16 protein-coding genes are annotated in these 23,209 nt (G+C 66.5%); 6 read left to right on the plus strand and 10 right to left on the minus strand.

The features are described 5' to 3' along the window. Positions 1–3: 3 nt before the first annotated feature. Complete coding sequence (locus SK095_RS17115) at positions 4–1,146, minus strand: amine dehydrogenase large subunit (RefSeq protein ID WP_136491748.1); 1,143 nt, start codon at positions 1,144–1,146, stop codon at positions 4–6. Between the two features lie 227 nt (positions 1,147–1,373). Here SK095_RS17115 and paaX point away from each other — a divergent pair, with 227 nt between their 5' ends. Then, positions 1,374–2,300, plus strand: a complete 927-nt coding sequence (paaX, locus tag SK095_RS17120; protein WP_320546936.1) for a phenylacetic acid degradation operon negative regulatory protein PaaX — start codon at positions 1,374–1,376, stop codon at positions 2,298–2,300. A gap of 58 nt (positions 2,301–2,358) precedes the next feature. On the opposite strand, the gene SK095_RS17125 is transcribed toward paaX, so the two are convergent. After that, positions 2,359–8,253, minus strand: a complete 5,895-nt coding sequence (locus SK095_RS17125) for a calcium-binding protein (protein WP_320546937.1) — start codon at positions 8,251–8,253, stop codon at positions 2,359–2,361. A 150-nt stretch (positions 8,254–8,403) separates the two neighbouring features. Between SK095_RS17125 and SK095_RS17130 the strand changes: the two genes are divergently transcribed. Continuing rightward, positions 8,404–8,814 carry a hypothetical protein gene (locus SK095_RS17130; RefSeq protein ID WP_320546938.1) on the plus strand — a complete coding sequence of 137 codons (411 nt, stop codon included), beginning with the start codon at positions 8,404–8,406 and terminating at the stop codon, positions 8,812–8,814. Here the strand turns inward: SK095_RS17130 and SK095_RS17135 are convergent. The 3 genes from SK095_RS17135 to SK095_RS17145 all read right to left on the minus strand — a co-directional run bounded on the left by SK095_RS17135 (position 8,800) and on the right by SK095_RS17145 (position 13,503). After that, complete coding sequence (locus SK095_RS17135) at positions 8,800–9,687, minus strand: hypothetical protein (protein WP_320546939.1); 888 nt, start codon at positions 9,685–9,687, stop codon at positions 8,800–8,802. The genes SK095_RS17130 and SK095_RS17135 overlap by 15 nt on opposite strands. Positions 9,688–9,934: 247 nt before the next feature. Next, entirely contained in the window at positions 9,935–11,359 is a 1,425-nt protein-coding gene (locus tag SK095_RS17140; protein ID WP_320546940.1) for an HlyD family type I secretion periplasmic adaptor subunit, read from the minus strand. Continuing rightward, entirely contained in the window at positions 11,356–13,503 is a 2,148-nt protein-coding gene (locus tag SK095_RS17145; RefSeq protein ID WP_320546941.1) for a type I secretion system permease/ATPase, read from the minus strand. The genes SK095_RS17140 and SK095_RS17145 overlap by 4 nt, the downstream gene beginning before the upstream one ends. Positions 13,504–13,997: 494 nt before the next feature. On the opposite strand from SK095_RS17145, the gene SK095_RS17150 reads away from it, so the two are divergent. From SK095_RS17150 to SK095_RS17160, 3 genes are read left to right on the plus strand one after another with little or no spacing between them, the layout of a single operon-like run. Beyond that, the gene (locus tag SK095_RS17150) at positions 13,998–15,041 is read left to right on the plus strand and encodes a TRAP transporter substrate-binding protein (RefSeq protein WP_201485734.1); all 1,044 of its coding nucleotides are present in this window, start codon (positions 13,998–14,000) and stop codon (positions 15,039–15,041) included. 6 nt (positions 15,042–15,047) lie between these two features. Further along, a complete protein-coding gene (locus SK095_RS17155; RefSeq protein ID WP_201485735.1) occupies positions 15,048–15,575 on the plus strand; it encodes a TRAP transporter small permease in 528 nt (175 codons plus the stop codon). After that, positions 15,572–16,894 carry a TRAP transporter large permease gene (locus tag SK095_RS17160; protein WP_201485736.1) on the plus strand — a complete coding sequence of 441 codons (1,323 nt, stop codon included), beginning with the start codon at positions 15,572–15,574 and terminating at the stop codon, positions 16,892–16,894. The genes SK095_RS17155 and SK095_RS17160 overlap by 4 nt, the downstream gene beginning before the upstream one ends. Positions 16,895–16,960: 66 nt before the next feature. On the opposite strand, the gene SK095_RS17165 is transcribed toward SK095_RS17160, so the two are convergent. From SK095_RS17165 to SK095_RS17185, 5 genes are all read right to left on the minus strand, one after another. After that, positions 16,961–17,755, minus strand: coding sequence for a thymidylate synthase (locus SK095_RS17165; protein WP_201485737.1), 795 nt, complete (start codon positions 17,753–17,755; stop codon positions 16,961–16,963). A 158-nt stretch (positions 17,756–17,913) separates the two neighbouring features. Beyond that, a complete protein-coding gene (gene lgt, locus SK095_RS17170) occupies positions 17,914–18,714 on the minus strand; it encodes a prolipoprotein diacylglyceryl transferase (protein ID WP_320546942.1) in 801 nt (266 codons plus the stop codon). 9 nt (positions 18,715–18,723) lie between these two features. Beyond that, positions 18,724–19,506 carry a sulfite exporter TauE/SafE family protein gene (locus SK095_RS17175; protein ID WP_320546943.1) on the minus strand — a complete coding sequence of 261 codons (783 nt, stop codon included), beginning with the start codon at positions 19,504–19,506 and terminating at the stop codon, positions 18,724–18,726. Between the two features lie 82 nt (positions 19,507–19,588). Further along, entirely contained in the window at positions 19,589–21,868 is a 2,280-nt protein-coding gene (ptsP, locus tag SK095_RS17180) for a phosphoenolpyruvate--protein phosphotransferase (protein WP_136491548.1), read from the minus strand. Positions 21,869–21,916: 48 nt separating this feature from the next. Next, complete coding sequence (locus SK095_RS17185) at positions 21,917–22,396, minus strand: RNA pyrophosphohydrolase (protein WP_136491543.1); 480 nt, start codon at positions 22,394–22,396, stop codon at positions 21,917–21,919. 143 nt (positions 22,397–22,539) lie between these two features. On the opposite strand from SK095_RS17185, the gene SK095_RS17190 reads away from it, so the two are divergent. Further along, the gene (locus tag SK095_RS17190; protein ID WP_320546944.1) at positions 22,540–23,196 is read left to right on the plus strand and encodes an HAD family hydrolase; all 657 of its coding nucleotides are present in this window, start codon (positions 22,540–22,542) and stop codon (positions 23,194–23,196) included. Positions 23,197–23,209 lie beyond the last annotated feature (13 nt).

The following is a 23,209-nucleotide window of genomic DNA, read 5'->3' on the forward strand; positions in this document are numbered from 1 at the left end:
TCCTCAGTGGCTCTGCACCAGGGTCGGCGTCTTGGCGATCCCGGTCATGGTGCCGGTGTGCTTGCCGCTGTTCAGGTCGAACACCTCGAGGTCGCCGGTGACGGTGCTGGCCAGCAGCAGCGGCTTGTCGTCGCTGGTGGCGTGCAGGCTCCACATCAGGCCGGGCGCTTCCAGGGTACCGATCTTCTTGCCGGTCTTCAGGTCGAAGACCCACACGGTGTTGCTCGGGTCTTCCCAGTTGAGCGGCTTATGGTCCGGGTGCATCAGCACGTACAGGCGGTCGAGCTTGGGCGCCAGCGCCATGGTCTGCCAGCCGCCGGGGGCCCAGCCGGCCTTCTTCTCTTCCGCGCTGACCAGCGACCAGGTCGGCAGGAACTTCGGCTTGTCGCCGGACAGGTCGACCGGATGGATCTCGCCTTCGGTGGTGGTGAAGTAGTAGACGTCGCCCTTGGCCACCGCGCGCTCGACCATCTTGACCTGGTTGGGGTCGAACATCGGCGTCTGGTGGCGGCCGATCTCCTTGCCCTCGTCGTTGAGGGTGACCACCTGCAGGCTGCCGTCGCCGCACAGCGAGGCGAAGCGCCGCGCGCCCACCGGGTAGTTGAGGATGCAGCCGCCGATGGCGATCTCGTTGACCGTCTTGCGTGCCTTGGCATCGACCACGGTGACCGAGGTCGACGGGGTGAAGTTGTAGATGTAGACGAAGCGGTCATCGCTGCTGGTGTTCAGCGCGTAGCGCTCGGTGATGCTGTTGGTGCGCTTGGGCGGAATCTCCACCTCCCACAGCGGCGACAGGGTCGAGCTGTCCCAGGCGGTCAGCATGTCGGTACGGGTGCCGCGCACGTAGCGCGACCAGTAGGTGTCGGCAGTGTAGAGGGTCTTCTGGTCGTGCGCCGGCACCATCGGCGCCATGCCGCCGGTGCTGAGCATGCCGAGCATGCGCTTGGCGTCCGGATCGACCACCACCACGCGGGTAGCGATCATGTTGGTGAACTCGACGTCGACGATGTAGGCGCGGTGCGGCTCCGGCGGGAAGGGCAGGGTGACCTGGCCTTCCTTTTCCACCGGCAGCTCGGCCTGGGCCGCACCGGCCAGGGCGATGCCGAGGGCCAGCGTGGTGCGTGCAAGGAGGTGTGTTATTCGCATGGGATGGCTCCCTTGTTCTGGGTATTGGGCCGCGATGGCGAGCGCAGCGGTTGGCGTCCCCGAGTCTGCCGGGGCTGCCGTCGACCTGCATGGCTGTGCCTGCCAAGCACTTGTCTGCCAGTGCCATGCGCGGCGCGTCGGCCGAATGCCCGAGTGGCACGGTAGGACGGTAGCCTTACGCCCGATCCCCTAGGTATAGTCGCGATTTTCCGGCCAATCCCGTATCCATGACTTCCCTCGCTCCTCTGGCAAACCTGATCCAGCGCTTCCAGCAGCAGACCCCCATCCGCGCCAGCTCGCTGATCGTCACCGTCTACGGCGACGCCATCGAGCCGCATGGCGGCGCCGTGTGGCTGGGCAGCCTGATCCAGCTGCTCGAGCCGATGGGCATCAACCAGCGGCTGATCCGCACCTCGGTGTTCCGCCTGACCAAGGACGGCTGGCTGAAGGCCGACAAGGTCGGCCGGCGCAGCTACTACAGCCTGACCGGTCCCGGCCGGCGGCGCTTCGAGAAGGCCTTCAAGCGGGTCTACAGCAGTAGCGTGCCGGCCTGGGACGGCGCCTGGTGCCTGGCGGTGCTGTCGCAGCTGGAGGCGGACAAGCGCAAGCAGGTGCGCGAGGAGCTGGAGTGGCAGGGCTTCGGCGCGCTGGCGCCGACCGTGCTGGCCAGCCCGCGCTGCGACCGCGCCGACGTGGCGGCGACCCTGCAGGAACTGGAGGCGCTGGACGACACCATCCTGTTCGAGACCACCGCCCAGGAGGTGCTGGCCTCGCGGGCGCTGCGCCTGCAGGTCAAGGAGAGCTGGAAGATCGACGTGCTCGGCCAGCACTACAGCGAGTTCATCCAGCTGTTCCGCCCGCTGTGGCAGGCGCTGCGCGAGCAGGAGCGGCTCGAGCCGCAGGACTGCTTCCTCGCCCGCACCCTGTTGATCCACGAATACCGCAAGCTGCTGCTGCGCGACCCGCAGCTGCCCGACGAACTGCTCCCCGGCGACTGGGAAGGCCGCGCCGCGCGCCAGCTGTGCCGCAACATCTACCGGCTGATCTGCGCGCCGGCCGAGCAGTGGCTGAACCAGGTGCTGGAAACCGCCGACGGTCCGCTGCCGGAGGCCGGCGAGAGCTTCTACCGGCGTTTTGGCGGGTTGCAGGGCTGAAACGGAACGGCCGGGGCATTCGCAGCGAATGCCCCGGCCGCTGTTCAGATCGGAACGATCACTGCCAGTTGGCGGCGATCACCGTCTCCAGCTGAAGCTTCTGCTCGGCACCGAGGTTGCCCTCGCTGCCGGCCGGTACGCCGAAGGCGGCCATGGCGTCGACCAGGCTCTGCACCTGGCCTTCCAGCAGGGTCTTGCCATCGGCGGTCTTGAACTGGTCCAGGTGGTAGCTGCCGCCCGAGTACCAGTTGCTGATGGTGGCCTTGTCGCCTGAGCCGATGATGCTCACCTCCAGGTTCGAGCCGCTGCGGCGGAACCAGATGTCCTCCACGCCCACGTCACCGCCGAACAGCAGGGTATCCAGGCTGTCCGGGCTGGTGTCGTAGTTGTAGACGGTGTCCTGGCCCGCGCCCTTGCAGAACAGGTAGGTGTCGGAGCCGGCGCCGCCGCTGAGGTAGTCGTTGCCGGCACCGCCGTCGAGGACGTCGTTGCCGTTCTCGCCGTAGAGGTAGTCGTTGCCCTCGCCGCCGAGGAGCAGGTCGTTGCCGTTGCCGCCCTGCAGGGAGTCGTTGCCGGCGCCGCCGCTCAGCGCGTCGTTGCCGTCCTCGCCGTAGAGGCGGTCGTCGCCGGCTGCGCCGTCGAGGGCGTCGTTGCCGGCGCGGCCGTAGAGGGTGTCGTTGCCCAGACCGCCGGCGATGGCATCGTCGCTGGCGTAGCCGTAGAGGGTGTCGTTGCCGTCGGTGCTCTGCAGGGCCATGACCTTGACCTGCTCGACCGACCAGGCGGTGCCGTCGGCGAAGCGGATCTCCTCGACCTTGTAGGGGCCGCTGGCGTCCTGGTGGAAGTAGCTGGAGACGGTGACCCGGTCGGTGCTGCCGGCCAGCGAGAGCACCAGGCTGTCGCCGGAGCGGGTGATGCGGATGTCGTCTGGGGCGATGTCGGCGGCGAACTCGATGGCGTCGAGCTTGCCGGCGCTGGTGTCGTAGTCGCTGATGGTGTCCTGCCCCCAGCCGCGGGCGAAGCGGTAGACGTCGGAGCCGGCGCCGCCGCTGAGGTAGTCGTTGCCGGCGCCGCCGTCGAGGACGTCGTTGCCGTTCTCGCCGTAGAGGTAGTCGTTGCCCTCGCCGCCGAGGAGCAGGTCGTTGCCGTTGCCGCCCTGCAGGGAGTCGTTGCCGGCGCCGCCGCTCAGCGCGTCGTTGCCGTCCTCGCCGTAGAGGCGGTCGTCGCCGGCTGCGCCGTCGAGGGCGTCGTTGCCGGCGCGGCCGTAGAGGGTGTCGTTGCCCAGACCGCCGGCGATGGCATCGTCGCTGGCGTAGCCGTAGAGGGTGTCGTTGCCGTCGGTGCTCTGCAGGGCCATGACCTTGACCTGCTCGACCGACCAGGCGGTGCCGTCGGCGAAGCGGATCTCCTCGACCTTGTAGGGACCGCTGGCGTCCTGGTGGAAGTAGCTGGAGACGGTGACCCGGTCGGTGCTGCCGGCCAGCGAGAGCACCAGGCTGTCGCCGGAGCGGGTGATGCGGATGTCGTCCGGGGCGATGTCGGCGGCGAACTCGATGGCGTCGAGCTTGCCGGCGCTGGTGTCGTAGTCGCTGATGGTGTCCTGCCCCCAGCCGCGGGCGAAGCGGTAGACGTCGGAGCCGGCGCCGCCGCTGAGGTAGTCGTTGCCGGCGCCGCCGTCGAGGACGTCGTTGCCGTTCTCGCCGTAGAGGTAGTCGTTGCCCTCGCCGCCGAGCAGCAGGTCGTTGCCGTTGCCGCCCTGCAGGGAGTCGTTGCCGGCGCCGCCGCTCAGCGCGTCGTTGCCGTCCTCGCCGTAGAGGCGGTCGTCGCCGGCTGCGCCGTCGAGGGCGTCGTTGCCGGCGCGGCCGTAGAGGGTGTCGTTGCCCAGACCGCCGGCGATGGCATCGTCGCTGGCGTAGCCGTAGAGGGTGTCGTTGCCGTCGGTGCTCTGCAGGGCCATGACCTTGACCTGCTCGACCGACCAGGCGGTGCCGTCGGCGAAGCGGATCTCCTCGACCTTGTAGGGACCGCTGGCGTCCTGGTGGAAGTAGCTGGAGACGGTGACCCGGTCGGTGCTGCCGGCCAGCGAGAGCACCAGGCTGTCGCCGGAGCGGGTGATGCGGATGTCGTCCGGGGCGATGTCGGCGGCGAACTCGATGGCGTCGAGCTTGCCGGCGCTGGTGTCGTAGTCGCTGATGGTGTCCTGCCCCCAGCCGCGGGCGAAGCGGTAGACGTCGGAGCCGGCGCCGCCGCTGAGGTAGTCGTTGCCGGCGCCGCCGTCGAGGACGTCGTTGCCGTTCTCGCCGTAGAGGTAGTCGTTGCCCTCGCCGCCGAGCAGCAGGTCGTTGCCGTTGCCGCCCTGCAGGGAGTCGTTGCCGGCGCCGCCGCTCAGCGCGTCGTTGCCGTCCTCGCCGTAGAGGCGGTCGTCGCCGGCTGCGCCGTCGAGGGCGTCGTTGCCGGCGCGGCCGTAGAGGGTGTCGTTGCCCAGACCGCCGGCGATGGCATCGTCGCTGGCGTAGCCGTAGAGGGTGTCGTTGCCGTCGGTGCTCTGCAGGGCCATGACCTTGACCTGCTCGACCGACCAGGCGGTGCCGTCGGCGAAGCGGATCTCCTCGACCTTGTAGGGGCCGCTGGCGTCCTGGTGGAAGTAGCTGGAGACGGTGACCCGGTCGGTGCTGCCGGCCAGCGAGAGCACCAGGCTGTCGCCGGAGCGGGTGATGCGGATGTCGTCCGGGGCGATGTCGTCGGCGAACTCGATGGCGTCGAGCTTGCCGGCGCTGGTGTCGTAGTCGCTGATGGTGTCCTGCCCCCAGCCGCGGGCGAAGCGGTAGACGTCGGAGCCGGCGCCGCCGCTGAGGTAGTCGTTGCCGGCGCCGCCGTCGAGGACGTCGTTGCCGTTCTCGCCGTAGAGGTAGTCGTTGCCCTCGCCGCCGAGCAGCAGGTCGTTGCCGTTGCCGCCCTGCAGGGAGTCGTTGCCGGCGCCGCCGCTCAGCGCGTCGTTGCCGTCCTCGCCGTAGAGGCGGTCGTCGCCGGCTGCGCCGTCGAGGGCGTCGTTGCCGGCGCGGCCGTAGAGGGTGTCGTTGCCCAGACCGCCGGCGATGGCATCGTCGCTGGCGTAGCCGTAGAGGGTGTCGTTGCCGTCGGTGCTCTGCAGGGCCATGACCTTGACCTGCTCGACCGACCAGGCGGTGCCGTCGGCGAAGCGGATCTCCTCGACCTTGTAGGGGCCGCTGGCGTCCTGGTGGAAGTAGCTGGAGACGGTGACCCGGTCGGTGCTGCCGGCCAGCGAGAGCACCAGGCTGTCGCCGGAGCGGGTGATGCGGATGTCGTCCGGGGCGATGTCGTCGGCGAACTCGATGGCGTCGAGCTTGCCGGCGCTGGTGTCGTAGTCGCTGATGGTGTCCTGCCCCCAGCCGCGGGCGAAGCGGTAGACGTCGGAGCCGGCGCCGCCGCTGAGGTAGTCGTTGCCGGCGCCGCCGTCGAGGACGTCGTTGCCGTTCTCGCCGTAGAGGTAGTCGTTGCCCTCGCCGCCGAGCAGCAGGTCGTTGCCGTTGCCGCCCTGCAGGGAGTCGTTGCCGGCGCCGCCGCTCAGCGCGTCGTTGCCGTCCTCGCCGTAGAGGCGGTCGTCGCCGGCTGCGCCGTCGAGGGCGTCGTTGCCGGCGCGGCCGTAGAGGGTGTCGTTGCCCAGACCGCCGGCGATGGCATCGTCGCTGGCGTAGCCGTAGAGGGTGTCGTTGCCGTCGGTGCTCTGCAGGGCCATGACCTTGACCTGCTCGACCGACCAGGCGGTGCCGTCGGCGAAGCGGATCTCCTCGACCTTGTAGGGACCGCTGGCGTCCTGGTGGAAGTAGCTGGAGACGGTGACCCGGTCGGTGCTGCCGGCCAGCGAGAGCACCAGGCTGTCGCCGGAGCGGGTGATGCGGATGTCGTCCGGGGCGATGTCGGCGGCGAACTCGATGGCGTCGAGCTTGCCGGCGCTGGTGTCGTAGTCGCTGATGGTGTCCTGCCCCCAGCCGCGGGCGAAGCGGTAGACGTCGGAGCCGGCGCCGCCGCTGAGGTAGTCGTTGCCGGCGCCGCCGTCGAGGACGTCGTTGCCGTTCTCGCCGTAGAGGTAGTCGTTGCCCTCGCCGCCGAGCAGCAGGTCGTTACCGTTGCCGCCCTGCAGGGAGTCGTTGCCGGCGCCGCCGTCCAGATAGTCGTTGCCTTCGCCGCCGCGCAGGGTGTCGTTGCCGCCGATCCCGAGCAGGAAGTCGGTGCCGTTGCCGCCTTGCAGGCTTCCAGCATTCGCCGTATCGATCACGACCCGGCTTTCAGGACCGAATTGAGCCTTGAGTTCTTCGATTTGCGCGGAGGTGAGTTGCTGTATCCACTCGCCGATCAGGGCCGATTCGTGGATGGCAACGCTGACGCCGGCAAATTTTTCCTTGCTCAACTCGAACAGGTCGACGGTCGCCTTGACCGGGTCGCTTGCGCGAGTTTCTTCCAGCTTTGCAAGAATGCCGCTGAAGTCGAAGGTGAAGCCGTTCTCGCCGAGGTCGAGCGAAATCTCCTTGATGTATGGCTCGAGGCGGGTCTGCAGCAGAAGTCCTTGATAGATGGATTCGCGCAGGGCGGCATAGGCCTGATTGATGAGCGCTGCCTGCCCGGCATTGATGGAGATGTCTTGCTCGGTGATGTAGAAGGTCTGTCCGGCGATGCTGATGCTCCCGCCGACGCTGCCGCCGTTCATGCTTCCGCTGGAGATGCTGGCGCTGAACCTGAGGCCGTCGTTGTCGCTGGTACTGGCGGGCCGAGTGAAGTTGAAGAAGTTCTGGGCGTTGAAAACCTCCAGGAACTTGATCTTCTCCAGCAGCGCCGCCTTCTCGAGTTGCGCTGCCGTGGGTCCTGTGGACGTCAATCCTTCGGTGATGGCTATCGAGCCGCCACTTCCGCTGCCGCCGCTGGTGCTGCCTACGGCAAAGCTGGCAGTCGGCTTTTCCCAGGAGTAGGCGAATTCGACCTTGTAGGCATCGGTGCCGAGATCGCTGACCCGCTGGTCGAAGGTCCGATAGCCCGAACTACCCGCCCATTCGGCAATCAGCCGATCGAGCAGCGCGAGCTGTTCCTGACGCGTTTCGGCCGCGCCGTATTCGCCAAGGACGGATTTTAGGCCGGCGTTGAGCATGCTGGCTTCGCGCAGGTCGCGTACGGCGCCGGAACCTTGCATGTTGGGCAGGGCTTTCGCGGTGTCGTCGAGGGCGATGCGGTCGGTGAACTGGCGATAGAAGGCGTTGGCTGCCAAGTCCAGATTGGCCAGCGAGCCTTGCGTGCCATCGTTGCGGGTGTAGCTGCCGGTCGCGCTGATCAGGTTGCCGTTGGAGTTCTGGCTGGCGGCCGTCGAGCCGAGACTGATGGAGGCGATGCCGTGCTCGTTCAGCGTCTTCAGTTCGTTGCTCTGGGATACGCCATCCTGGTTGCGATCCTGCCAGACCCGTACGCTGGCGAAGTGCTCGTCCTGGGCGTCGAACACGCCGTCGGCGTTGCTGTCCAGTTCGCGCAGGGCGTCGAAGCCGTCCCTGGCCTTGCTGCCGTCGCGCTTGATGGTGTCGACGCCGAACAGCTCGCTGCCGTTGTCGATCCGGCCGTTGCCGTCGAGGTCGCGAACCAGCAGGGCGTCGTCACCCTTGATCCAGCCGGTGCCGGTTTTCAGGCCGTCGCCGTCGAAGTCGAAGGTGATGCCTGAGTTTGCAGAGACAGTTTCGATGCCATCGCCGTCAACATCAAGGGTTAGAGGGTCGCTGCGTTGGATGAAGTTCAGGGCAGAAGTGAAGTTTGTGGAGACGAAATCGCTGATTACGTCCCACCATTCGGAGAGTTCATCGAATTGATCCAGCCATGAATCGGCCTTCTGTCGTGTTTCGGGGTTTTGCGAGTCCTGCGCACCCTTCATGAATGTCAGCAAGATGGAGTTGATCATTGCTGCGTCGGCACCATCTCCGCCAGTATCGCGTATTTGTTTCCACAGGTTCTCAACCGCTTGGTCTCCATACTTTTCGCGGATGAGTTCCATGGGGGTATTCAGAGTCCAGTTGTCAAGGCTCAGGGAGTTTTCCCGAAAGACCTTGTCGTGGATATCTTTTGTCTCTTGGTATGTCAAGTCGCGATCAAGGATGCCGCCATTGTCTCTGGCAATCTCTTTGTATTTTTCCAAAGTCTGATTTGCCATGTCGGTGCGGATCTTGTCGATCTGCTGCTGAGTCAGATTTCGGCACTGGTCACCGCCCATGCCCATCATGGCTGTTCCTTGCAGATAGCTCAAGGCGGCCTGTCCGCTGATGGTGTCTCCTGTGGCAACGCCTCCTGCCCAGCCGGCATAGTTGTATCCTTGCGCATAGAGGTTGCCATATGCTTGCGCGGCGGCACCTACCCCGCCGGATTGAACGGATTGTTGAAGGTTGTTGAGTTGGGTACTCGTTACTGCTTGTGGCATGGTCCAGTTCCTTCTATTCGTGTAAGTGTGGAGTCAATTCCTGTTTGAATTCTGTCTGGCTGATCGATCAAGGTCCTCTTTTGGGGTGGCAAAGCTCGTTAGCAGGTCAATGGTCGACTGCCGGATGTTGCGCCATTGTGGAAGTAGTGATCTGGCAAAACGAATGTTGACGAGGGCTTTGGCGGTCGGCTCCATGCTGAATTTCATGGCGCAGGTTGATACGCCGCCAGATACATTTGTCTTGCTGCACGAGATGTATGTGTCGGCAGCACCAGACTTGTCGTAACTGAAGAATTTGTCGTTGGTTTTTTCGCTTTCCCTGGCTGGACTGCCAGAGTAGGGATCGATGCCCTTCACTACGTAAGCATCCAGCCCATAGATCAATTCAGGAATTCGTTCGTAGTTCTCGAACCAGAACTCGGTTGGCTTTTCAATGCTGCGCGTGACATATCCTGCATGCCTGTTCGCAGCCTCTGCGCCAGGATATATTTCGCCGGCATTTATGCCGATGCTGACCCAGTTGTTGTTCTGGTTCAAAAACTGATGACGGTAATCCTCCTGCATTGCCTTGCTCTGCTTGCATTCCATTTCTGGAAAACGCGCGTCAATTCCAAAGCTGCGTAGCCTTGAGTCGACGGTGCGCTCTGGTTCAGGTCCTTTCCGGCGTTCGCCAAAGCCCGGGTCTGCATCGTATTCAACATGCTCTGCGCAGTATTTCGGGATATGGACCTTCATTCCTCCAAGATCCCCAATGAAATAGTTCTGGGCGTGTTGGTCAAGACCCCTTTGCGGCGAGTGAGCGCCGGCTGTCAAACTCTCGGCTGCTTGGGTTTTCCAGGCAAGATAGCTGGCAGGTACTGTCAGGCCAATTAGAAAGTAAGCGCTCTGTCGTAAGGTTCGCCAAGGTGTTTTCTGCGCCATGCCCATAGTCTCAGAGGGATGAAATTTCTTGAGTGTGAATGGCTGGTTGGTAAGCTCTGATTCAGGGGTGTTCCGGGATTTGCTCTGCAGGTCGTGGTATGTTCGATGGATTCAAAAATCCATGTTCATGCTGTTTTTGAACAAGACAGACATGCAGTGCGGATGATGGATGTATGTTCTTCGTGGTTGTCAGTGATTTCATTTGTGCCGGATATTCAGGGCTGTCTTGCTGGTTTGCTGGGTGGGGCTACCTTTCGATCAAGCTCTCGTTCTGATATTTCTTGAGCGGACTCAGGAAGTAGTCGATCACCTTTCTCTTGTCGGTCTTGACCTCCGCCCGCACCGCCATCCCCGGCGACAGCGCAATATCCCGATCCCCCACGCGAAGCCGGTTCTCCTCGAGCCGAATCCGCGCGCTGTACACCAGTCCGAGCCTTTCGTCCTCGATGGCGTCGTTGGAGATGCTGGTCACCACGCCGTGCACCACCCCGTACTTGGTAAAGGTGAAGGTCTCGACTTTGATCTCGACCTCCTGCCCCGGGCGGACGAAGCCTATGTCCTTGTTCTCCAGCATGGCCTCCACTTCCACCGGCGCGTCGCTGGGCACGATGACCATCAACGGCTGGGCCTCGGTGACCACGCCGCCCTGGGTGTGGATGGCCAGTTGCTGGACGGTGCCGTCCACCGGGGCGGTGAGGGCCATCAGGCGGTTGCGCTGTTCGGCCTTTTTCAGTTCCTGGGTCAGCGCCGCGGCGCGCTGTTCGGATTCGTGCTGCAGATCGAGCATGGCGCGGCGGGTCTGGGCGAGAACGCCGGCATGGCGGCTCTCGGCGGCCTTTCGCGCCGCGTTCAGCTCGGCGATGCGCACCTGCTGGACCGCCAGTTCGCGCTCCTGGTCGAGGCGCTGCTGCTCCTTCTCCAGCCAGGCATGCTTGGAGATGAACTTGCGCTCCAGCAGGTTGTGGTAGTCCGCCGCCAGCTCGCGGGTGATCGGCAGGGTTTTCTGCTGGGAGGCCACGCTGGCCTGGGCGGCGCGGATTTCCGCGGAGCGCTGCTCGATCTCCGCCTCGACCTGGGCGAGGGTGCTGCGCAGCTCCAGGTACTGGCCCTGCAGCCAGCGCTGGGCGGCCAGTTGCTGCTCGGCGCTGGCCTGCGCCAGGCGCTCGGCCAGCGACGGCGGCTCGCGGCGATTCTGGATCGCATCCAGCAGGGCGCCGGCGCGGGCGCTGTCGACCTGAGCGGCCAGCAGGTCATTCTTCAGTCGCTCGACGTCGGCGCCGGTGATCTGCGCATCCAGCTCGACCAGCAGTTCGCCGGCCTTCACCGCCTGGCCATCGCGCACGTGGATGGCCTTGACTACCGCGACCTCGCTGGGCTGGATGACCTTGCTCTTGCCGCTGGGCACGATCTTGCCGCTGGCGGTGGCGACCACGTCGATTTCGCCGAGACAGGCCCACAGCAGGGCCAGGGCGGCGAAGGCCATGATCGCCCACTGGATGTAGCGCGGCGCCGGGTGCACCGGCTGCTCCTGCAGGGCCAGGGCGGCGGGCAGGAACTGCACTTCATGGCTCAGGCGCTGCGGTGCGTCCATCTCCTTGCGGTGGCGCCAGGCGTGGCGCCAGACGCTGCGGTAGCGGCGCAGCAAGGCGCGGGTGGCGGATGGCTGGCTCATGCGGCGTCCCCCTGTTGCAGGCGGTACAGCCGCGAGTAGTGGCCGGCCTGGTGGGTCAGCAGTTCGGCATGGCTGCCCTGCTCGACGATCTGCCCGCGGTCCATGACCAGGATGCGGTTGGCGTCGCGCACGGCGGACAGCCGGTGGGCGATGATGATCACCGTGCGTCCCTGGCAGATGGCCTTCATGTTCTGCTGGATGATCCGCTCCGACTCGTAGTCCAGTGCGCTGGTGGCCTCGTCGAAGATCAGGATGCGCGGATTGCCCATCAGCGCGCGGGCGATGGCGATGCGCTGGCGCTGGCCGCCGGACAGCGAGGCGCCGTGCTCGCCGACCACGGTGTCGTAGCCTTCCGGCAGTTCGAGGATGAACTCGTGGGCGCCGGCCAGGCGGGCGGCCTGGATCACCGCCTCGATGGGCGCGCCGGGGTCGGTCAGGGCGATGTTCTCGCGGATGCTGCGGGCGAACAGCATGTTGTCCTGCAGCACCACGCCGATCTGCCGGCGCAGCGAGGAGACGTCGGCCAGCGCCAGGTCCATGCCGTCGACCAGCACGCGCCCGCGCTCGGGCACGTAGAGGCGTTGCAGCAGGCGGGTAAGGGTGCTCTTGCCGGAGCCGGAGCGGCCGACCACGCCGATCACCTCGCCGGGACGGATGTGCAGGCCGATGCCGCGCAGGATCTCCGAGCCGTCCGGGCGGTAGCGGAAGTGCACCTGGTCGAACTCGATCTCGCCCTTGAGCGGCGGCAGGGCGCTGCGCGTGGCCTGGGACAGCTCGGTACGCGTGTTGAGGATGTCGCCGAGACGCTGCACCGACACCCCGGTCTGCTGGAAGCTGGTCCACAGCTGGGCCAGGCGCATGATCGGCTGGGCGACGCGTCCGGCGAGCATGTTGAAGGCGATCAGTTGGCCCACCGTGAGGTCGCCGTCGATCACCAGGCGCGCGCCCAGCCAGAGGGTGGCGACGGTCACCAGCTTGCCGACCAGGCCGACGCTCTCGTTGGCGATGGTCGACAGGGTCTGGGTCTTGAAGCTGGCTGCCACGTAGCCGGCGAGCTGGTTGTCCCACTTGCGGCCGATCTGCGGTTCCACCGCCATCGCCTTGAGGGTGTCGATGCCGTTGACCGTCTCGACCAGGAAGGCCTGGTTCTCCGCTCCGCGGTTGAAGCTCTCCTGCAGGCGGGCGCGCAGCAGCGGGGTGACGAGCAGGGAAATGAGGAAGTACAGCGGCAGCGAGAGGACCACCACCAGGGTCAGCCAGCCGCTGTAGTGGAACATCACGGCGATGAACACCACCGAGAACAGCACGTCGAGGAGCAGGGTGATGGCGTTGCCGGTGAGGAAGCTGCGGATGTTCTCCAGCTCGCGCACCCGCGCCACCGAATCGCCGACCCGGCGCGCCTGGAACCAGGCCAGCGGCAGGCTGACCAGATGGCGGAACAGCCGCGATCCCAGCTCGACGTCGATGCGGCTCGCGGTGTGGGCGAACACGTAGCTGCGCAGGCCGCTGAGCAGCGTCTCGAACAGCATGATGCCGAGCAGGCCGATGGCGATCACGTCCAGGGTGCTGAGGCCACGATGCACCAGCACCTTGTCCATCACCACCTGGAAGAACAGCGGCGTGAGCAGCGCGAAGATCTGCAGGACGAAGGACACCAGCAGCACTTCGCCGAGCAGTTTGCGGTATTTGACGATAGACGGGATGAACCAGGTGAAGTCGAACTTCGCCAGCTCGCCGGCCAGCGACGCCTCGGAGCGGAGCAGGACCAGCTCGCCGCTCCAGCGCGCCTCGAGTTCCGCGAAGTCCAGCACCTCGGGGCGCTGGGCCTGCGGGGCGTGGATCAGCGCCTTGCCGTCGTCGATGCGCGCGATGATGAAGAAGCGCCCGTCGTTGTCGAGCGCGATGGCGGGCAGCGGGGTATGGGCGAGGCGCCCGACCCGGCTGCGTGCGGTCTTGGCCTTGAGGCCCAGTTTCCTGGCCGCCAGCAGCAGCTCAGCCCGGCCGAAGGCGCGGCCGTCCTCGGCGAACTCGTGGGCCAGCTGCTCGGGCGAGGCGGCCAGGTTGTGAAAGCGGGCGAGCATGACCAGGCAGGCCAGGCCCGTATCGAGCGCCGGAGAGGCGGCGCCCATTCCTCGTGCGTCCATGTAGCGTCCATGCAATGCTCAGGAGTCGATGCGCTCCTGCACCGGGTTGCGGATTCTGCGCGATGGCGGCCCGCCGCTCCTCGATGCCCGCCACACTTTCGGAAAAATCCTGCCGCGGGGCCGCGGGCGGAGGGGACGGGCGTTTCGCCGCAGGGGAGGAGGGGCCGGGCTCAGAATATTTGTTCAGGTGCGGAGGTGGTTTTCATGATTTTTGTATCGTTTGCCGGCTGCTCGTGAATCTGCTCTTGTTTCCTGCGATGGCTCTGGAATGCAGGTTTCATGCGGTAATGTGGCTGGTCATGCGGTTTGTGCGGGGTGCTGCGAGGCCTGCGCATGTCGGCAAGGGATACCGAAATAGACTTTTTGCTTGTTGATCTGTGTCTCTTTTTGGGTATGCTCGGCGACAAGGGCTCGCTATCCGCCCCGCGCTGCCGCGTGCTGATCAGAGCCTCAGAGCCCTACAAGCCGATACAAGAATAATTCGGGAGCATCACATGAAACGCCTCAAGCTGGCCGCACTGGTCACCGCCTTCGCTTGCGCCGCCTCCGCCCAGGCCGCCGAGACCTATACCCTCAAGTTCGGCCACTTCCTGCCTTCCACCTCCTACCAGCAGCGCGAGATGTTCGAGCCCTGGTGCGCCAAGCTGAAGGAGGAGTCCGCCGGTCGACTCGAGTGCCAGATCTATCCGTCCATGCAGCTCGGTGGCACCCCGGCCAAGCTGGCCGACATGGTGCGCAACGGCGTGGCCGACATCGTCTGGACCGCACCGTCCTACTCGCCCGGCAAGTTCCCGCGCATCGAGGCGGTCGAGCAGCCGTTCCTGATGCCCTACGGTGCGCGCAACAGCGACCCGATCATCTGGAAGTTCTACGAGCAGTACGCCAAGGACGACTTCAAGGGCTACAAGGTGCTGGCCATGCACGGCGACGGTGGCATGGGCTTCCACACCCGCAGCAAGGCGATCACCAGCCTCGACGACCTCAAGGGCATGAAGCTGCGCGCCTCGCACCGCGCCTCGGCATTGCTGGTCGAGTCGCTCGGCGCCGCGCCGGTGAGCATGCCGCCGCCGCAGATGACCGAGTCGCTGTCCAAGGGCGTGATCGACGGCGTGCTGTTCACCTGGAGCACCATCCGCGACGTCAAGGTCGACGAAGTGACCAGCTTCCACAGCGAGCCGCCGGCCGGCTCGCCGTCGCTGACCAGCACCGTGCTGACCATGCTGATGAACGAGAAGAAGTTCGCCAGCCTGCCCAAGGACCTGCAAGAGGTCATCGAGCGCAACAGCGGCCCGGCGCTCAACGACATGATCAGCAACGTCTGGGACAAGCACATGGAAGGCGCGGTCAAGGCCACCCCGGCCGAGCAGATCGTCAACATCAGCGCCGAGAACTACGCGGCCATGCAGAAGGCCGCCGAGCCGGTGGCGCAGAACTGGGTGAAGGAAGTCGCCGCCAAGGGCGTCGACGGCGACGCCATGCTCAAGGGCGTGCGCGAGATCGCCGCGGCTCAGGCCCAGGTTCAGGCCCAGGCCCGGTAATCCATCATGGCTGAGTCGCTTTCCCTCGAAGGCGGCCTGGAACTGCAACGCGGCCCTCTGGGCCGCGTTCTTTATCTGGCCTGCCAAGCTTTCGCACTTGCCGGCGGCGTGGTGCTGCTGGCGCTGATCAACATGTCGCTGGTGTCGATCATCGGCCGCAAGCTGTTCAACACGCCGATCCGCGGCGACATCGAGCTGATGGAGATCGGTGCGTCCATCGCCATCGCCGCCTTCCTGCCGCTGTGCGAGGTGCGCGCCACCCACATCAAGGTCGATACCTTCACCATGAAGCTGCCCGCCGGCGCCCAGCGCCTGCTGGATGCCGTGGCCCATCTGCTGTGCATGAGCGGGGCGCTGATCCTGGCCTGGCGCACCGCGCTGCAGCTGCGCGACAACCTGGAGTACGGCGACGTGTCCACCCTGCTGTCGATCCCGATGTGGATCCCGCTGGGGCTGATCGTGCCCAGCCTGATCCTGCTGGCACTGGCCAGCGCCTACCGGGTTTCCGTCTGTCTGTCCGGAGGTCGTCCATGAGCGGTCTGAGTCTCGGCCTGATCGCCCTGGCCATCACCCTGACCCTGCTGGCCCTGCGCGTGCACATCGGCATCACCATGCTGATCGGCGGCGCCGCCTGCTTCTGGGCGGTCAACGACGGCGACCTGTCCTCGCTGCTGTTCACCCTCAACAACCTGGCCTACTCGCGCCTGTCCAACTACGACCTGGCGGTGATCCCGCTGTTCGTGCTGATGGGCCAGTTCGCCACCCACGGCGGCCTGTCGCGCGCCATCTTCCGCTGCGCCGCGGCCTTCATCGGCCACTGGAAGGGCGGTCTGGGCATGTCGGCCATCGGCGCCTGCGCCGGCTTCGGCGCCATCTGCGGCTCCTCGCTGGCCACCGCGGCGACCATGAGCCACGTGGCCCTGCCCGAGCTGCGCCGCTACAACTACTCCGGCCGCCTGGCCACCGCCACCGTGGCCGCCGGCGGCACCCTGGGCATCCTCATCCCGCCGTCGGTGCCGCTGATCATCTACGCCGTGCTGACCCAGGAGTCCATCGCCAAGCTGTTCGTCGCGGCGGTGATCCCCGGCATCCTCGCGGTGATCGGCTACATGATCGTGCTGCGCATCATGGTCGCCCGTGAAGGCGGCCATGCCAACGAGCAGCGCAAGGCCACCGCCAGCGAGCGGATCAAGGCCACGATCGGCGTGCTGCCGGTGGTCGGCGTGTTCATCGTGGTGATCGTCGGCATCTACGGCGGCTGGTCCAACCCCACCGAGGCGGCCTCCATCGGCGCCGCGGCCTGCGGCATCCTCGCGGTGATCCAGGGCGGCATGCGCTGGGAAGGCATCCGCACCAGCCTGCTCGGCACTGCCGAGACCACCGCGATGATCTTCCTCGTGCTGCTCGGCGCCGATCTGCTCAACTCGGGCCTGGCGCTGACCCAGATGCCCAACGAGCTGGCCGAGTGGGTGAAGAACAGCGGTCTGGCACCGATGCTGGTACTGGCGGCGATCCTCATCCTCTACCTGCTGCTCGGCTGCGTGATGGACTCGCTGGCGATGATCCTGCTGACCATCCCGATCTTCTACCCGGTGATCATGGGCCTGGACTTCTTCGGCCTGGATCCTTCCGAGAAGTCGATCTGGTTCGGCATCCTCGCCCTGATGGTGGTGGAGATCGGCCTGGTGACGCCGCCGCTGGGGATGAACCTGTTCATCGTCCAGCGCGCCGCCGGCAACGTGGCGCTGACCGAAACCGCCAGGGGCGTGGTGCCCTTCATCACCTCGGACATCCTGCGCATCGTCCTGCTGACGCTGTTCCCCGGCATAAGCCTGTGGCTGCTCAGCCTCTGATCGGCCGCTGAACGGCACGAGGCCCCGCCCGGCAACTGCCGCGCGGGGCCTCGTGCATTCGGGGGGTCAGACCGCCACCGGCGCCTTGATGTGCGGGTGGCTCTGGTAGCCGACCAGCTCGAAGTCCTCGAAGCGGAAGGCGAACAGGTCCTTCACCGTCGGGTTCAGCTTCATCTGCGGCAGCGGCAGGGGCTCGCGCGACAGCTGCAGGTCGGTCTGCTCCAGATGGTTGGCGTACAGGTGGCAGTCGCCGCCGGTCCAGACGAACTCGCCGGGCTCGAGGTCGCAGACCTGCGCCACCATCATCGTCAGCAGGGCGTAGCTGGCGATGTTGAACGGCACGCCGAGGAAGATGTCCGCCGAGCGCTGGTACAGCTGGCAGGAGAGCTTGCCGTCGGCGACGTAGAACTGGAACAGCGCGTGGCACGGCGGCAGGGCCATCTGCTCGACCAGCGCCGGGTTCCACGCGGAGACGATCAGCCGGCGCGAGTCGGGGTTCTTCCGGATCATCTCGATCAGGTTGGCGATCTGGTCGATCGACTCGCCGTTGGGCGCCGGCCAGCTGCGCCACTGGTAGCCGTACACCGGGCCCAGCTCGCCGTTCTCGTCGGCCCACTCGTCCCAGATGGAGACGCCGTTTTCCTTGAGGTAGCGGATGTTGGTCTCGCCCCTGAGGAACCACAGCAGCTCGTGGATGATGGATTTCAGGTGGCACTTCTTGGTGGTCACCAGCGGGAAGCCGTCGGCCAGGTCGAAGCGCATCTGGTGGCCGAACACCGACCAGGTGCCGGTGCCGGTACGGTCGGCCTTGAAGGTGCCGGTCTCGCGCACGCGGCGCATCAGGTCGAGGTACTGTTTCATCGGGAACACCGGGGCAGGCGAAAGCGGCCAATGGTAAGAGCCGCACGCCTTGCCTTCAAGGATTCCCGGATGACCGTAGGGGCGAATTCATTCGCCTGACCGGGGCCACGCTGGCGAATGAATTCGCCCCTACAGGGTGTGTCCGGCAGGATGGCGGTTCAGGCCGCCTGCGCCTGGCGCCGGTAGGCGTAGACCATCAGGCCGATGCCGCCGAGGATCATCGGCAGGCTGAGCAGCTGGCCCATGGTCAGCCAGCCGCCGGCCAGGTAGCCGAGCTGGGCGTCCGGCACGCGGACGAACTCCACGATGAAGCGGAAGCAGCCGTAGCAGGCGGCGAACAGCCCGGACACCGCCATGGTCGGCCGCGGCTTGTTGGAGTACAGCCAGAGGATGACGAACAGCGCCACGCCCTCGAGGGCGAACTGGTACAGCTGCGAGGGATGGCGGGCGAGCTGCGCCGGATCGCTCCAGGCCGGGAACAGCATCGCCCACGGCAGGTCGGTGGGCTTGCCCCACAGCTCGGCGTTGATGAAGTTGCCGATGCGCCCGGCGCCGAGGCCCAGCGGTACCAGCGGGGCGATGAAGTCGAGCAGCTCGAACAGGTGCTTGCCGGTGCGCCGGCCGAACCACCACATCGCCAGCATCACGCCGAGGAAGCCGCCGTGGAAGGACATGCCGCCTTCCCAGATGCGCAGCAGCCACAGCGGGTCGGCCAGGAACTGCTCGAAGTTGTAGAACACCACGTAGCCGAAGCGGCCGCCGAGGACCACGCCGCAGGCGGCCCAGAACACCAGGTCGGAGAGGGTGTCGCGCGTCCAGGCGGCATCGAAGCGCGCCAGGCGGCGGGAGGCCAGCCACCAGGCGCCGCCGATGCCGACCAGGTACATCAGGCCGTACCAGTGGATCTTCAGCGGGCCGAGGGCGACGGCCACCGGGTCGATCTGCGGGAAAACCAGCATGTCAGGTCCTCAGAGCAGGAAATTCAGGCCGACGGCAAGCAGCAGCAGGGCGAACAGGCGCTTGAGCACCAGCGGCGACAGCTTGTGCGCCAGCTGCGCGCCGAAGCGGGCGAAGAACATCGAGGTGGCGGCGATGCCGACTACCGCCGGCAGGTAGACGAAGCCGAGGCTCCAGTCCGGCAGCTGGGCTTCGCCGTGACCCAGCCACATGAAGCTCAGCGCGCTGGCCACGGCGATGGGCAGGCCGCAGGCCGCCGAGGTGGCCACTGCCTGCTGCATCGGCACGCTGCGCCAGCTGAGGAAGGGCACGGTCAGCGAGCCGCCGCCGATGCCGATGATCGCCGAGGCCCAGCCGATCACCGTGCCGGCGCCGCCGAGACCGGCCTTGCCGGGCACGCCGCCGCTGGCCTTGGGCTGCAGGTTGAAGGCCATCTGCGCGGCCATGCTGATGGCGAACACGCCGATGATCTTCTGCAGCCACTCGCCCTGCAGCAAGGAGGCGGTCAGGCCGCCGAGCACGCTGCCGCCGAGGATGCCGAGGGTCAGCCAGCGCACGATCTCCCAGCGCACCGCGCCGCGCTTGTGGTGGGCGCGGATCGAGTTGATCGAGGTGAAGGCGATGGTGGCCAGCGAGGTGCCGACCGCCATGTGGGTGAGCACCTCGGGGGCGAAGCCCTGGGCCTGAAAGCTGTAGACCAGCACCGGCACGATGATCATGCCGCCGCCGACGCCGAACAGCCCGGCCAGCACGCCGGCCGCGGCGCCCAGGATCAGATAGATGACGAACTCCATTGCCACTCCCCGCAGGCAAAGCGGCATGGTACCGGATTGGCCGCCCGCGGCTCTAGGCTCCGGGTGAAATCGCGCGCCGGACTCAGCCCTGCACGCTGCCGCCCGGCGCCAGCATGCGGCTCAGGCCGAGGTTGCGCAGGTGCAGCTGCAGGGTGCTGTGGATCAGCGGGGCGTGGTCGAGGGCCAGCACCAGGTCGAGCAGCTCGCGCGCCTGCTCCAGCGACAGCTGGCGCAGCAGCCACTTCACCTTGGGCAGGTTGGTGGCGTTCATCGACAGCGAGTCGAAACCCATGGCCATCAGCAGCAGGGCGGCCGTCGGGTCTCCGGCCATCTCGCCGCAGATGCTCACCGGCTTGCCGACGCTGTGTGCATCGTCGACCACGCGCTTGAGCGCCTGCAGGATCGACGGGTGCAGGTAGTCGTAGAGGTTGGCCACTCGCGGGTTGTTGCGGTCGACCGCCAGCAGGTACTGGGTCAGGTCGTTGGAGCCGACCGACAGGAAGTCGACCTGGCGGGCCAGTTCGCGGGTCTGGAACACCGCGGCGGGGATCTCGATCATCACCCCCACCGGCGGCATGGGCACGTCGACGCCTTCCTCGCGCACCTCGCTCCAGGCGCGGTGCAAGAGGCGCTGCGCCTCCTCCAGTTCGGGCAGGCCGCTGATCATCGGCAGCAGGATGCGCAGGTTCTCCAGGCCCTCGCTGGCCTTGAGCATGGCGCGCGCCTGGACCAGGAAGATCTCCGGGTGGTCGAGGGTGACGCGGATGCCGCGCCAGCCGAGGAAGGGGTTCTCTTCCTTGATCGGGAAGTAGGACAGCGCCTTGTCGCCGCCGATGTCGAGGGTGCGCATGGTCACCGGCAGCGGGTGGAAGGCCCTGAGCTGGTCGCGGTAGATCGCCACCTGCTCCTTCTCGCTGGGGAAGCGCTCGTTGGTCATGAACGGCACTTCGCTGCGGTACAGGCCGACGCCCTCGGCACCGCGCTCCTGGGCGCGGGCGATGTCGGCGAACAGCCCGGTGTTGACCCACAGCGGCATGCGGTGGCCGTCGGTGGTCTCGCAGGGCAGGCTGCGCAGGGCATCGAGGCCGCGGTTGAGCTGGCGCTCCTCCTCGGCGATCTCGCTGAACTGGCGGCGCAGGCCGGGAGAGGGGTTGGTGAACACGTCGCCGCGGTTGCCGTCGACGATCAGCTCGATGCCGTCGAGCATGGTGTAGGGCAGGTCGACCGCGCCCATCACCGTGGGGATGCCCATGGCGCGGGCGAGGATGGCGACGTGCGAGTTGCTCGAGCCGGTCACCGAAACCAGGCCGGCCAGCTTGCCGGACGGCACCTCGCCGAGCATCGCCGGCGACAGCTCCTCGCTGACCAGGATGGTGCTGTCCGGGTAGACCAGCTTCTGCTGGCGGGCCTGCTGCAGGTAGGCGAGGATGCGCCGGCCGATGTCCTTGATGTCCGAGGCGCGCTCGCTGAGGTAGGCGTCGTCCATCAGCTCGAAGCGCTGCACATGGCCGTTGACCACCTGGCGCAGGGCGCCCTGGGCCCACTGGCCGGTCTCGATGACCTTGATGACTTCGCCGGCGATCGAGGCGTCGTCGAGCATCATCAGGTAGACGTCGAACAGCGCGCGCTCCTCCTGACGCAGCTGGCTGGCCAGCCGCGCGGACAGCTCGCGCATGTCCTTTCGCACCGCCTCGACGGCGTTGTAGAAGTAGGCGATCTCGCCGTCGATGTCGTCGACCGGGCGGTCCGGCACCACCTCGAGGTCGGCCGGCGGCAGCACCACCACGGCGCTGCCGAGGGCCACGCCGGGCGAGCCGGGTACGCCGAGGAAGCGGGTGTCGGGAGTGGCCTTGCCCTGCTTGCCGAGGCCGCGGATCGAGCCGGTCGCTTCGGCGTGGGCGATCACCCCGGCGAGCTGGGCGCTCATGGTGACCAGGAAGGCTTCCTCGCCCTCGTCGAACTGGCGGCGCTCCTTCTGCTGCACCACCAGCACGCCCATCACCCGGCGGTGGTGGATGATCGGCGCGCCGAGGAAGGAGGCGTAGCGCTCCTCGCCGGTCTCGGCGAAGTAGCGGAAGCGCGGGTGGCTGGAGGCGTCCTCGAGGTTGAGCGGCTCCTCGCGGGTGCCGACCAGGCCGACCAGGCCCTCGCTGGGCGCCATGCTGACCTGGCCGATGGAGTCCTTGTTGAGGCCTTCGGTGGCCATCAGCACGAAACGGTTGCTCTGCGGGTCGAGCAGGTACACCGAGCAGACCTGGGTGCCCATGGCTGCACGCACGCGCTCGACGATGATCGCCAGGGCGGTATCGAGATCCCGGGCGGCGTTGACCTCCTGGATGATCTTGCGCAGCGTGTGGAGCATGGTCAAAGGTTGGGCGCTCCTCTACAGGTCGGCCTCGGATTAAAGGACTCAGTCGCGGATCGGCAGGCGCGGCGCCAGTTCCTTCAGGGCGCGGCGGTACACCTCGCGCTTGAAGGACACCACCTGGCCCAGCGGATACCAGTAGCTGACCCAGCGCCAGCCGTCGAACTCCGGTTTGCCGGTCAGGTCCATGCGCACCCGCTGCTCGTCGCCGGTCAGGTGCAGGAGGAACCACTTCTGCTTCTGGCCGATGCACAGCGGCTGGCTGTGGGTGCGCACCAGGCGCTGCGGCAAACGATAGCGCAACCAGCCGCGGGTGCAGGCGAGGATGCGCACATCCTGGGGCTCCAGGCCGACTTCCTCGTTCAATTCGCGAAACAGTGCCTCTTCCGGCGACTCCTGCGGGTTGATGCCACCCTGGGGAAACTGCCAGGCATCCTGGTTGATGCGTCGCGCCCACAGCACCTGACCGACTTCATTGGCCAGGATGATGCCGACATTCGGTCGGAAACCATCGGGATCGATCACGGCGGATACCTCGAAACATATATGCCCGGATTGTTCCACAAAGCCCGTCACAGCGGCAACGCGGATGCGGCGGCGCGTGGGCAGCCCCGACAAAACGGGGTAGGCTTGGTCGTTCCCATCCCTGTCCGAAGAGAATTCCCACCGTGCGTCTGGCGCTGTTCGACCTCGACAACACCCTGCTGGCCGGCGACAGCGACCATGCCTGGGGCGACTGGCTGTGCCGGCGCGGCATCCTCGACGCAGCCACCTACAAGGCGCGCAACGACGAGTACTACGAGGATTACCTGGCCGGCCGCCTGGACATCCAGGCCTACCTGAACTTCTGCCTGGCTGTGCTCGGCCAGTACGATCGCGCGCAGCTGGACGCCTGGCACCGCGAGTTCATGGCCGAGTGCATCGAGCCGATCATCCTGCCCAGGGGCGAGGCGCTGCTCGCCGAGCACCGCGCCGCCGGCGACCGGCTGGTGATCATCACCGCCACCAACCGCTTCGTCACCGGTCCGATCGCCGCGCGCCTGGGCGTCGACACCCTGCTGGCCACCGAGTGCGAGATGCAGGACGGGCAGTACACCGGGCGCACCACAGACATCCCCTGCTTCCGCGAGGGCAAGGTGACCCGCCTGGAGCGCTGGTTGCTGGAGAACGGCATGAGCCTGGCCGGCAGCACCTTCTACAGCGACTCGCGCAACGATCTGCCGCTGCTCGAGCAGGTCGACCAGCCGGTGGCGGTCGACCCCTGCGCGGAGCTGCGCTCCGTCGCCGAACAGCGCGGCTGGCCGGTGATCTCGCTGCGCGGCTGATGCCCACGGAGCA

This window comes from Pseudomonas sp. AN-1, assembly GCF_034057115.1.
Lineage (GTDB): Bacteria > Pseudomonadota > Gammaproteobacteria > Pseudomonadales > Pseudomonadaceae > Geopseudomonas.